The sequence below is a fragment of the Pseudoalteromonas sp. S16_S37 genome (genome assembly GCF_014694405.1).
GTDB lineage: Bacteria > Pseudomonadota > Gammaproteobacteria > Enterobacterales > Alteromonadaceae > Pseudoalteromonas.
Genome location: NZ_JAAUWV010000042.1, coordinates 29735 through 43196 on the forward strand (window position 1 = coordinate 29735; position 13462 = coordinate 43196).

At 42.9% G+C, this 13462-nt stretch carries 8 protein-coding genes and 1 pseudogene; all 9 read left to right on the forward strand.

From position 1 onward, the window contains the following. Positions 1 to 24 precede the first annotated feature (24 nt). Positions 25 to 1713, forward strand: a complete 1689-nt coding sequence (locus tag HC733_RS16205) for a di-heme oxidoreductase family protein (protein WP_342366024.1) — start codon at positions 25 to 27, stop codon at positions 1711 to 1713. After that, a complete protein-coding gene (locus HC733_RS16210) occupies positions 1713 to 3164 on the forward strand; it encodes a di-heme oxidoreductase family protein (protein ID WP_190366060.1) in 1452 nt (483 codons plus the stop codon). Before HC733_RS16205 ends, HC733_RS16210 begins: the two co-directional genes overlap by 1 nt. Positions 3165 to 3181: 17 nt before the next feature. Continuing rightward, complete coding sequence (locus HC733_RS16215) at positions 3182 to 4366, forward strand: imelysin family protein (RefSeq protein ID WP_190366061.1); 1185 nt, start codon at positions 3182 to 3184, stop codon at positions 4364 to 4366. Between the two features lie 110 nt (positions 4367 to 4476). Next, positions 4477 to 5475, forward strand: a complete 999-nt coding sequence (locus HC733_RS16220) for a DUF1513 domain-containing protein (protein WP_190366062.1) — start codon at positions 4477 to 4479, stop codon at positions 5473 to 5475. A 525-nt stretch (positions 5476 to 6000) separates the two neighbouring features. After that, complete coding sequence (locus HC733_RS16225) at positions 6001 to 8193, forward strand: pre-peptidase C-terminal domain-containing protein (protein ID WP_190366063.1); 2193 nt, start codon at positions 6001 to 6003, stop codon at positions 8191 to 8193. Between the two features lie 63 nt (positions 8194 to 8256). Beyond that, a complete protein-coding gene (locus tag HC733_RS16230; protein WP_190366064.1) occupies positions 8257 to 10116 on the forward strand; it encodes a M28 family metallopeptidase in 1860 nt (619 codons plus the stop codon). Positions 10117 to 10273: 157 nt separating this feature from the next. Further along, complete coding sequence (locus HC733_RS16235) at positions 10274 to 11722, forward strand: SLC13 family permease (protein ID WP_190366065.1); 1449 nt, start codon at positions 10274 to 10276, stop codon at positions 11720 to 11722. 89 nt (positions 11723 to 11811) lie between these two features. Further along, positions 11812 to 13215: a coniferyl aldehyde dehydrogenase gene (locus tag HC733_RS16240; protein WP_190366066.1), complete on the forward strand. Its 1404-nt coding sequence runs from the start codon at positions 11812 to 11814 to the stop codon at positions 13213 to 13215. A 74-nt stretch (positions 13216 to 13289) separates the two neighbouring features. Then, positions 13290 to 13462: pseudogene (locus tag HC733_RS16245) on the forward strand (IS256 family transposase); the annotation flags it as partial.

Here is a 13462-nt window from a genome sequence, read left to right on the forward strand (position 1 = left end):
ATGCTCAGATGTAGGGGCACTGAAGTGACACACTCATTTAATAAACTATTTATACTTCTAGCAATATCGGGTTTAAGCGCTTGTGGCGGTGGTTCACAAAGCACTTCGGATAATCACAACCAGAACAATGGAGGTGATAAAGGTGAGCAGACATCAACGGATACACGTGCTTTTAACATCGTGTTAGAAGATGGCTTGAATCCCCTGCTAATCAATAAACCAGATAACGGCGAACATCTTAGCGCTGGGTTAGCTACAACAACTATCATCGACAATAACGCCTACAGTAAAGCCATACCTGCGATTGTTGACATACCTCAACTAGATGCAGTTTTCAAAGCTGGTGATCATACATTTCGCGGTAATCATGATGGTCAGGGTCCGCTGTTTAATAACACGAGCTGCCAAGGTTGTCATATCAAAGATGGACGCGGGCAAGTGCCAGCCAGTATTGATGAGCCTATGACTAGTATGTTTTTGCGCGTAGGCGACAACTTAGGTAACGTCGAGCCAGTCTACGGCGACCAATTACAGGTATTCGGGACAATCGCAGGGCAAAGCACAGCAGCGCTGGCCAAATACCGAGGAGCACTCGACGAAGGACTTGCTTATGGAGAGGCTTATACGTGGGTTGAATATGAGACAGTTACTGGCACCTTTGCTGATGGTCAAAGCTATGAACTTCGTAAGCCTATTTATAAAATTAAAGACTTAGCGTACGGAGACTTTATTGAAAATGTACAATTTTCTCCCCGCGTAACGCCACATGTTTATGGCTCTGGTTTACTTGAGAGCATTGCGCAGCAATCATTGCTTGCGTATGAGGATCCAAACGATGCTGATAAAGACGGTATCTCCGGGCGTGCCGCATATACTGTTCATCCTGTAACAGGTGAGCGCCAAATAGCACGCTTTGGACAAAAAGCAGTGACTGGCTCTGTCTTACAGCAGATATCTGGTGCTTATCGCGGAGATATGGGGGTCACAAACACCATTAACCCTGGCGAGCCTTGTACTGAAGCACAACAGGCTTGTATTGCACAGGCTGAGCTTGAAAATAATAAGCACCATGATGGTGTAGATTTAAGCAATGTAGATTTAGCACAAGTTGAGTTTTACAACCGTACACTGGCTGTTCCAACGCGTCGTGGATTTGATGTGAGTACGCAAACTTGGCAAGCAGACATTTTAGCAGGACGTGAGCAATTTTATGCGGCTAAATGTCACGCATGTCACGTACCTCGCCATAAAACAGGTGCTGCACCTGGCAGTGTATTAGGAGACGTAGACTTGGTTGGACTCTCTGAGTCACGAACCAATATTACTGCTTTAGAACAACAAGTTATCTATCCCTATACCGATTTGCTACTACATGATATGGGTGGCTCGTGCCGCGTAACTAAAGAACTTGCGGATGGCCAATCATGTATACAAGGTCAGCAATGTATTTATGTACAACGTTGTGAAGGGTTAGCCGATGGGCGCCCAGAAGGGGACGCTACAGGAACAGAGTGGAAAACGCCAGCATTATGGGGTCTCGGGTTAGTGCAAACGGTTAATCCAAAAGCCACATTTTTACATGATGGCAGAGCAAGGACAATTCAAGAAGCTATTTTATGGCATGACGGAGAGGCTAAAGCATCGCAGCAAGCATTTATCAATATGGATAAAGCGCAGCGTTCTGCATTGTTGGCGTTTTTAGGCTCGCTCTAATGTATGTAGTACACCTATTAGTTGTTGCGCTACTAGCTAGCGCAACTGCTTTATACAGTGCACCGCTAAATGCTCAGGAGTTTGCTTTAGAGCAAAAGCCAAGTGTAACTGTTCCTGCTTTTTCTGAGCAAGAGCTGTTACCCGGTGGCAAGGCTACGGCAAGTCGGACGGCAAAAAGGACGTTTATTCATCCTGCTGGTAATATTCCTACCATTGAGCAATTAGATTTCTGGGATGGCTTTTCATTTTTCAGAGATCCTTGGGTTGCATCACCCGCTATCACCAGCGATAGGGACGGATTAGGGCCGTTATTTAATGCTCGTTCCTGCAAAGCTTGCCATAACGATGGCGGTAGAGGGCGATTGAACCGCAGTGGTGAATATGCATCTCCTGCGTTGTTGTTCAGATTACTAAAGAATGATGGTGTTGGTGCTGATAAACACTACGGTGGTCAGCTGCAGCCCAATGCTATAAGACTATCGCATCACAAGCTTACTAAACCTGTCATCGGTGAGGGCAAGGTGCGGGTTGAGTATCAGATAATTAAGGGCGAGTATCCAGATGGCTCGACATACAGTTTAAGAAAACCTAGCTACCATCTAGAGCAATTGGGTTACGGTAAACTTGAGCCCAACACTGTTTTGTCACCACGCTATGCACCGGCAATTTACGGTATGGGATTAATTGATGCGATTAGTGAGCAAGACTTATTGGCTCAACAAGACTTTGACGATCTTAACGGTGATGGCATTAAAACCCAATACAATATGGTAAAAAATGCGCAAACTGGTCAACTACAGATAGGGCGTTTTGGCTTCAAGGGGCTGCATGCCACGTTAGAGCAGCAAGTAGCTGGTGCGTTTGTCAATGATATTGGCATTACCAATCCAATCTTTCCAGAAGAAGCCTGTACGGATGTGCAGCTGATGTGTCGTACAGCCGCCAGTGTAGACCCTAAAGGGACGCTCGACATTCCGAAAAAGCTGCATGATTTAACGGTTTATATGAACAAAACCTTAGCAGTTCCCAAAGCACGAGACTTAACCAGTGAGCGAGCCCAGCAAGGGCGAACACTATTTTATCAATTGCGTTGTGATAGTTGTCACACGCCAACTTATAAAACGCGGCCAGATTATCCCATTGCAGCGTTACAAGCTCAGCAGATCTACCCCTATTCTGATTTTGCACTGCACGACATGGGGAAGGAACTTGCTGATGAAGGGATTGAGAATCTTGCATCGGGTGCTCAGTGGCGTACTCCACCGCTGTGGGGAATTGGGTTACAAAAGCGCGTACAAGGGTTTGAAGCATATTTACATGATGGTAGAGCACGGACACTTGAAGAGGCGATTTTATGGCATGGCGGTGAAGCGCATGAGATCAAAAAACACTTTATGAATTTGTCTGCCAAACAGCGCAGTGCGTTAATTTACTTTTTACAACAGATATAAGCTTAGTGAGAATTATAATGTTAGTTACAGATAAAAAAGCAATTCTATTGGCCTGTGTTGCCATCATGAGTACCGCGTCATTAAGTGGTTGTGGCGGCGGTAGCGGTGGTTCTGATACTAAACAGGTTGATAATAACCAACAGAACAATAACAGCACAGGCGACAACGCGAGTACGCAAAATAAACTCACCGCGGATCAAGGCTATGACAAATTAACCACGAGTTTGGTTGATGCTGTTATTACGCCAACTTACCAACAAGTACACGAGTACGCTTTGGCATTAAAAGCGCAAACAACAGCATTTTGCGCTAGTGAACAGCGCGATCAAAACAGCTTAGCTTTGCTCCAAGCTGCATGGCAACAAACCAACTTAGCTTGGCAACAAGCAAGAACAATAAAAATGGGCCCGATCGCTGAAACTTTTCACTATTCAAGAATTCAGTTCTGGCCAATATCGGCTGACAAACTTGCTAATGATGTCGAGAGCTTAATAGCCGAGCAGGCTGATTTTTCGCAAGGCGTTGCGGCCCTAAAGCACCAAGTACAAGGGTTACCTGCGTTTGAGTACATCATTTACAATACCGATAAGCCACTACTTGGGTCTGCTGACTTTACCACGCGTTGTGCATATTTAAGTTCGATAACCGAAAATGTCGATACCATGATAATCAATAGTATCAACGCATGGCAGGCTGGCTATGGTAACGCCTTCAAAGCAGGAAACGGTTCGTTTTCAAGTAAAAAGCAGGCACTGGAAAAGCTTTTGACTATCTGGTTTGAATATCTAGAGATTGTTAGAGATAACAAGATTAATGACCCTCTAGGGCTTGAAATTCCGGGTAAAGTTGAATTGGTCGAAAGTGTTTTCAGTCAAACCTCTGTGAACAATATCAAAGCCAATATCCAAGCGCTTGAAAAGCTATACCTAGGTTCTGACGGCTTTGGTTTTGATGATTACTTAGTGCAAGTCAACCAAAGAGAGGACGTAGCTACGGAAATTAGCCTGCATTTCAAAGCAGTATACGATGCTGTCGACGCAACACAATACAAACCAATGAAAGAGCTAATTGCAACGAATGAAGGACGTGCTCAGCTTAGTACGCTGGCAACTACTATAGCGAATTTACGTAGCTTGATGAGCAGTGATTTTGTACAAATTACGGGCTTAGCGCCTGGGTTTAATACTAACGACGGAGATTAACTGTGTTACCAAATGCATATACCAGCACGATGTCTCGAAGAAGGTTTTGCAAAAGCATATTTGCGATCACTGCAAGCATTTGTATTGCACCCGCCTTGAGTAGTTGTAGTGTGAATGCATCCGGCCTATTTGCCAGTGCTTATACTGATAATCAGGGTAAGCACTTTGTTGGCTGGTTTGACCAACACGGTAAATTGTTAGGTTCGGTGGGTATTGAAAGTAGAGCACATGACTTGTGTTATGTGCCGCACGACAATTTGTTGTTAGCTTTTTCTAGACGCCCAGGGCGTACAATGTACGTAATTGATGTAAAAGAAAATAAAATCAAGCAACAAATCGACAGTGGTGAAAACCAGCATTTTTTTGGTCATGGAACTTTAAGCTCAGATGGCAAACTGTTATACACAACTGAAAACCGCTTTGATGACTCTTACCAAGCTTATCAAGGGCTAGTTGTTGTTAGAAATACCAATGACTATAAAGTTGAAGCTCAATTTAATAGTGGTGGTATTGGTCCACACCAGCTGGCAATGCTAAAGCATCAAGATACGCTTGTGGTGGCTAATGGCGGGATCCACACGCATCCAGCCAGCCCCAGAACCAAGTTAAATATTGATACCATGAAACCAAATCTGACTTATATCGATATACACTCGGGTGAAGTTGTTGAGCAAGTGACCCCAGCAGATCATCAGCTTAGTACTCGCCACCTATGTTTGTCTGGCGATGATACCGTCTATGTCGGTTGTCAGTATCAAGGGGCCGCACATCATATCCAGCCGTTAGTGTTTTCACACCGCAGAGGGTCACCGTTGGAGGCGTTAGCAGCCAATGAAGCTCAGTGGCGCTCTTTTAAACAGTATATTGCCAGCTTAGCTGTTTCTAATGATGGTAATACTTTGGCTGTTACATCACCAAGAGGTGGGGTAGTAGGACATTGGGATAGACACAGCAAAACGTTACAGAAAATTGAAACTAAGATAGATTGTGCGGGAATAGCGCCTTTTAAAGATGAGTTTATCGCAAGTACAGGCAATGGCATGCTTGCTACGAAAGAGCTGCGTATGAATCATGCTCTGCATTGGGATAACCATATGATTACTATGTAAAAACTTGAATTTAGTCGTTTGAAAAAGCGCAGTTCACCATATTTCTATTGGCTAACTGCGCTTTTTTATATCTAGCATCTTTAATCTATCACCATTTCCGTTCTCAAAACTTTACGTTGTTACATTTGTATCTAGCAAATTGGAGCGACAACTCTGTCACATCGAGCTAACTACGTTGCCATAATTAGATAATTAAATCCACAAAAGCCTTGTTTTTTGGTTAATTTATTTGACATGGGACTTAGCTAAGTATTTGCGCTTGAATATTATGTTAATAAATGTAAATCAATATTTACAAAATATGCGTGTCTGCAACTACTTTCACTATTAATTATTTCTAACTTTATGTTTTATAAGGTTATATTATTTATCAAGTTTTTGTATATTTTTTGTTAATTTTTGTTGTGTTTTTTTTATCCACTCAACTAAGCTGGATTTAGCGAAGGGTCTTTAAATTAGACATCTTTGCAATGAAAGTCAGCACAACTGACGGATACAACATAAACAACAATTTGGAGCGTAAACGTGAAATTATCAAATATCACTTTAGCCACACTTTCAGCATTAGCTTTAGCCCAAATGGGCACTGCAGCTGCTGCAAACAAGCAATTTTTAAATCAAAATCCAACTATTAATACAGCCGTTAACTCGCAAGCTGTATCGGTTCTTTCAACTAAGCCTCGTGATATTGTGGGTTTAAGTGCTGACAATGAGTTGGTTTTGCTTAAAGAGTTCAAGCAACCTAACGGTGATGTAACACGCCGTTATCAGCAGATGTATAAAGGTGTACCGGTCGTTGGCGACACTGTGATTTTATCATTTGATAAAAATAACCAGTTGAAATTTGCTCACGGTGCAGCCGTGTTTGATATTGCTGCTGACTTATATTCAGTAACGCCAACATTAGATATAGATATGGCGATTGCACGTGCAGAACAAGCGCATGGTATGAAGGCGTTAAATGCTAAGGGCGACAAGCTTGAAAAGCATAATGAAACCTCAAAGCTGGTGGTATGGGTTAACAAGAAAAACAAAAAGGCGTACTTAGCCTATGAGGTACAGTACGTTGTGTATGGAGACAATCCTTCACGTCCATATCAAATCATTGATGCGCATACTGGCGAGTTACTGTTCAGCTATGAAAACTTACAACATGCTGATGGCACGGGCCCTGGTGGCAACCAAAAAACAGGTCGTTATGTTTATGGCACAGATTACGGTTATTTGAATGTGAGCCAGTCAGGCAGCACCTGTACTATGAATAACACGAATGTAAAAACGATTAATTTAAACCATGGTACATCAGGCACGTCGGCACATAGCTTTACTTGTCCAGAAAACACCACCAAAGAAATTAACGGCGCTTTTGCTCCATTAAACGACGCACATTACTTCGGTAACGTTGTTTTTGATATGTATAACGATTGGCTCGGTACTGCGCCATTGTCCTTCCAGCTAAAAATGCGTGTTCACTATAGCAACAACTATGAAAATGCGTTTTGGGATGGCAGCGCCATGACTTTTGGTGATGGTAAAGATAGATTTTATCCGCTAGTAAGCCTAGATGTTTCTGCGCACGAAGTGAGTCACGGTTTTACAGAGCAAAACTCTGGACTTGTTTATAGTGGTAAATCAGGTGGTTTGAACGAAGCGTTCTCAGATATGTCTGGTGAGGCAGCTGAGTTTTACATGAAGGGTACAAATGATTGGCTAGTAGGCCAAGAAATATTTAAGTCACAAGGCGCACTTCGTTATATGAACAACCCAACGCAAGATGGCCGTTCAATCGACAATCAAGCTGATTACACATCTGGTATGGACGTTCACCACAGCTCAGGTGTATTCAACAAAGCATTCTATAACCTTGCAACGACAGCAGGGTGGGATACTAAGAAGGCGTTCTTAGTCATGGCTAAAGCTAACCAAGAGTTTTGGACAGCCAATACTAACTGGGACTTAGCGGGTAATGGTGCTATCGATGCTGCTTGTGCGCTAGGTTTCGATACCGATGATGTAAAAGCTGCACTTGCTGCAGTGGGTGTAAACTCAAACGCAAGCCCAGGTGGTAACTGTGGTGGTCCAGTAACAGATGAGGAAATCTTTAATGGAGTACCTCGTACTGGTATCTCTGGTGCGTCAAAAGCGCAGCAGTTCTTTGTTTTAAATGTACCAGCTGGTGCGACTAACTTGAACTTCGCAACATCAGGTGGCACAGGTGATGCGGACTTGTATGTTAAGTTTGGTGCTCGTCCTTCGCTAGATACATTTGATTGTAAGAGCACAACCTCAACCTCTACTGAGAACTGTGCAATTAGCAATGTTCAAGCAGGTACTTACTTTGTGATGGTGGAAGCGTGGAACCAAATTTCTGGCGTAACACTAACAGGTAGCTTCTCAACTGATACAGGTGGTCCAACACCAATTGACCGCACAGAGTCAAACGTGTCTGTTGCGCGCGGTGATTGGGCTCGCTTCACTCAAGACTTGAGTGCGGGCTATTCTTCACTAGATGTGACCATTTCCGGTGGCACTGGGGATGCGGATCTGTACGTGAACTTTGGCTCTGAGTCGACAACTTCAACATACCAGTGTCGTCCGTACAAAAACGGCAACAACGAAACGTGTACGATTGCCAACCCGCAAGCTGGCACTTGGCACATCGACCTACGTGGTTATAACGCCGCAAGTGGTGTAACGCTTAATATCAAAGCAAATTAATCCACACAGTGTTAAGGGAGCAGATTTTGCTCCCTTTTTCATGCAACAGTAAAGGAAAACAACATGTATAAAGCAATAACATTGTCCTTAGTTGGAGCCAGCCTAATCGCTGGTTTTGTGGCAAAAGCGGATATGCTAGACGATGAAAAAATTTGGGTGACCATAGACCCACATGCGGCTAAGCATTACCAATTAAAAAATATGATGAGTGGTCTATCGGTCAATACTCAGACAAGTGGCCTCTCAAACGCCGATTTAATGCAAGTTAATCAAGGTATGGTTGGTGAGCTAAGTGCCTTCATGCACGATAATTATCACCGCTGTGGTGGTTTTGTTGCGCATAGCTCTTATCAAGAGGCTCAGCAATATTTGGCGCAATTAGCTGAGGTAGACCAAGGTACCATCACACCACTGCTTGTTGACTATACCATTGATAATCCTGATAGGGTAAACAGTCTATTAAGTCAGATTTCTGCTAATAACTTAACCAACACGGTTAATACGCTTACTGGATTTCATAACCGTTACTACACCCAGCAAACAGGTGTAGATGCGGCGCAATGGATAAAAGGTCATTGGGAGCAATTGAGTGCATCTCGAAGCGACATTACAGTTGAGTATTACAGTCATAGCTGGTCGCAATCATCAGTGATTGTAACTATCCTTGGCAATGAAAAAGCAGATGAAATCGTTGTGCTTGGCGGTCACTTAGATTCTATTAACTCGTCAAATCCTAGCTCTGGCAGGGCGCCCGGTGCGGATGATAATGCGTCGGGTATTGCAGTATTAACTGAAGCATTACGTGCAATTGTTGCAACTGATTTTAAGCCTAAACGTACTATTCAGATTATGGGATATGCTGCTGAAGAAGTGGGTTTAAGAGGCTCTAAAGCGATTGCGCAAGCGTATAAATCACAAAACAAAAATGTAGTAGGTATGGTGCAATTTGATATGTCTGGTCGAAATGGTAGCACGCAAGATATTGTAATGATGACCGATTATACTAATAGCGCGCAAAACCAATTTTTAGGCCAGCTAATTGACACTTATCTGCCATCAATAAGTTATGGCTTTGATCAGTGTGGCTATGGCTGTTCAGATCACGCCTCTTGGTATCAGCAAGGCTACGCGGCATCCATGCCGTTTGAGTCTTCTATGTCTGACAGTAACAGGAAAATACACACTATCAATGACACTGAGTTTGATGCCAATCACTCTAGTAAATTTGCAAAATTGGCAGTTACGTATCTAGCAGAACTTGCCAAAGATGCAGGTACAGTTGATCCAGAGCCAGATAACAAATTAGTGAATGGCGTGGCAAAAACTGGCATATCAGGCACATCAAAGCAACAGCTGTTTTATACGCTTGAAGTACCAGCCAATAGCACTTCTTTAAACTTTGTTACAGCTGGTGGCACAGGAGATGCGGACCTTTATGTTAAGTTTGGTGAAAAGCCAACATTACAAAGCTATGATTGCAAAAGTACCACATCGACCAGCAATGAGCGTTGTGATATCTCAAATGTGCAAGTGGGTACTTATCACGTTATGGTCGAAGCTTGGAATCAAATAAGCGGTGTTAGCCTTACAGGGAGTTATCAGACTGTGGGCGATGGACCAACACCTATAAATCGTCAAGAAAGCAACTTGAGTGTTAACCGTGGCGCTTGGCTCAACTTTGAGCAAAGCTTAGTAGCAGGATATGCCAACTTAACGGTGACTATATCTGGTGGTACAGGAGATGTGGACCTGTATGTTAAACATGCAACCCCTGTATCGGATACAGTTCATGACTGTCGTCCGTATAAAAATGGTAACTCAGAGTCTTGTAGCTTTGATGCGCCAGCTGAAGGGACTTGGTATATTGGCCTTAAGGGTTATAGCACCAGCAGTGGTGTGACATTGACAATTAACGCGCAATAACCTGCCAATGGTCTGTTAAGTAGGGTAGAGGCTGATGTGCTAACCCTACTTAACGATTTATTTACCTTTACTCTTGTTGTCGCTTACGCTCTCCTTCATACTCTGTGCAAAATGTTAGTTTACCCTTGTGCCAAGGCTTAACTCTTTGGCGATTGATATGAACGAAAAAACCAATAATAATTTTAACTCAAATACGCTATTACTTTTTTTAGCACCTTGTTTATTTTTACTTACCTGCTTAACCGATGCCCCCAAAGGGTTATCGCCAGAGGCATGGCGTACCGCTGGGTTGGCAATCTGGCTGGCTATTTGGTGGGTTAGTGAAGTTGTGCCAATTCCTGTTACTTCGTTAGTGCCAATAATCGCCGTTCCTTTGGCTGGTATCAATGATATTAAGTCTGCAACGAGCTTATATGCTCATCCATTAATATTTTTGTTTTTAGGTGGGTTTTTAATCTCAATAGCCATGGAAAAGTGGCAATTGCATAGGCGTATAGCACTTCACACTATGCTGCGCTGTGGCAATAATGCCAAAGTGCAGATATTAGCTATGATGTTGGTAAGCGGATTTTTATCCATGTGGATAAACAATACCGCAACAACACTGATGATGTTACCCATTGCTTTATCTGTGATCCATGTTCTGCGAGATAACGGCAGCGATTGTGATAATTATGGTAAAGCACTCCTTTTAGCGATTGCTTACAGTGCTAGCATTGGTGGGGTTGGTACAATTATTGGTACTGCTCCCAACGCGCTGATGGCAGCTTATTTATGGGAAAATTATCAAATAAAAATTGGCTTTGCGCAGTGGATGATCTTAGCTGTGCCATTTAGCGTGTTGATGATAGTTCTCTGTTGGCTATGGTTAACGCGGTTTGCCTTTAAGGTAAAAACAACGTCTTGTGATGCTGACTTAGAAAGTCTGTTTAAACGGCAGCTGAGCTCTTTGGGTGATATGTCATTGGCAGAAAAGAACGTGTTTGCGGTGTTTGTATTTGCCGCTGTTAGCTGGATATTGCGCCCGTATTTATCATCTTGGAGTGGCTTAGATATCACGGATACCGGCATTGCGATTGTGGCGGCATTGATGTTGTTTGTGCTTCCTTCTGGGCAACCTCAGCAGCGTATTATGGATTGGGAGTCAGCCAATCAATTACCTTGGGGAATATTGCTGCTATTTGGTGGTGGATTAACTTTAGCATCTCAAATTAAAGGCTCTGGGCTTGCTGATTATGTCGCAAATTCGCTTGCTGGCGCATCAGTGGTTCCCATCATTGTTGGTGTATTGCTGGTGTCTGCATTGATTTGCTTTCTTACCGAACTGACCAGTAACACAGCGACAGCAGCTGGATTTTTACCATTACTGGGGCCAATTGCAGAGCAAATTGCAGGTACGCCACTAATTTGGGTTATTCCTGCTGCAATTGCGGCTAGTTGCGCGTTTATGATGCCAGTTGCGACACCGCCCAATGCTATCGTTTTTGGCTCAGGGGAGCTAAAAATAAAAGATATGATCAAAGCCGGTTTTGCGATGAACATCATTGCCATTATATTGATCACAACATTAACTTTGACTGTTGGCGCATGGTTATTTGGTTATTAAAGTTAAAAGAAATCACTCACTATCGAACACTTTGCGTTGCAACTGTCACTTGATATAGTGGTCCAACGACTTAAAAGGATATGTACTCAATGCATGTAGAACCAATTTCACAATTGAATAAGCAGCTAATGGCATTACAAATGGCCTATTCTGGTGAGCCTTATCAAGATTTGCAGGCTAGGATCAAGTTGCTCAAAACACTTAAAGAGGCACTTGTTGCACATAAAGATGAATTGGTTATGGCTGCTAATGACGACTTTAACGGTCGTACAGAGTTTGATTCTGTATTTGGCGATATAATTCCTACCGTGAGTGCGTTGGAATATATGTGCTCCAACCTTAAGTCTTGGATGAAACCACAAAAACGCAGTGCAGGTATCATGCTTTGGCCCTCTAAAGCATCGGTGCAATATGTACCCAAAGGAGTGGTCGGAATTATCTCTCCTTGGAACTATCCAATTCAGCTGGCACTTTTACCGGTAGCAACTGCTTTTGCTGCCGGCAATAGAGTGATGCTAAAGCTAAGCGAGTTTACGCCTCAAGTTAACAAAGTGATTAAAAAATTGTTTGTGGAGCTCACAGAACACTGTGTGATAGTTGAAGGCGATCACACGGTGGCTGATGCGTTTTCGCAATTGAAATTTGATCACTTATTTTTTACTGGGGCGACCGAGATTGGCAAAAAAGTAATGGCTGCTGCTGCCAAAAACTTAGTGCCAGTAACGCTTGAATTGGGAGGTAAGTCCCCCGTGATTGTTGCTGATGACGCGCATATTAAACACACAGCTAAAACAATTCTATTTGGTAAGTTGCTAAACTGCGGTCAAATATGTGTTGCCCCAGATTACGTGTTAGTCACCAAGCAACAATCTGAGTCGCTAATTAAAGAGTTAAAAGCGCAATATAAGGCAAATTACCCTAAGCAAGAAAGCGATGAGAAATTATCTAGCATTATTAGTCAAAAGCAATTTTCTCGATTACAAGATATGTTGGCCGATTCAAAAGCTAAGGGGGCAACGATATGGCCTTCATTACCAGATCAAAACTCAAATCAACGTATGGGTCTTCACCTAGTGATAAACCCAAGTGCAGCAATGGCGGTGATGCAAAGTGAAATATTTGGCCCGATCCTCCCGATAGTGGTCGTTGATAATGTTGAAGAAGCTTTGCAATACATTGAGTTGCATGAACGGCCTTTAGCAACCTATTTATTTAGCGATGACCCATCATTAATTAACAAGGTCAGTAAAACCTTACGTACTGGCACCTTGGCCATTAATGAGGTGGTCATGCAAGTTACGGTAGAAGATATTCCCTTTGGCGGAGTAGGGTATTCAGGGATGGGGCAGTATCATGGAAAAGAGGGATTTGTGTCATTAAGTCATGCAAAGAGCATACTGCATAGCGACAAAAAAACCAGACTTCGTACCCATTTGATGCTTAAGCAATCTAAGGTACTCACGCATTTTGTTAAAAAGCTTATGTTGAAGTGAAGAGTCTGTAACTAATTTTGTGTAACTGCCTATCACAACATACTCTATTGAGAGTTAATGATAGGCAGATGCAAATGAACAAAAAAGAACTTGAAGCTTTCGCAAAGGAAGCGGCCAAAGGCATAAAAACACCTGAGGATTTGAACGAGTTTAGCCAGATGTTGAAGAAGATCACCATTGAAGCGGCATTGAACGCTGAAATGGATGAGCATCTGGGTTATGAAAAACACCAAAAGGCTACATCAAC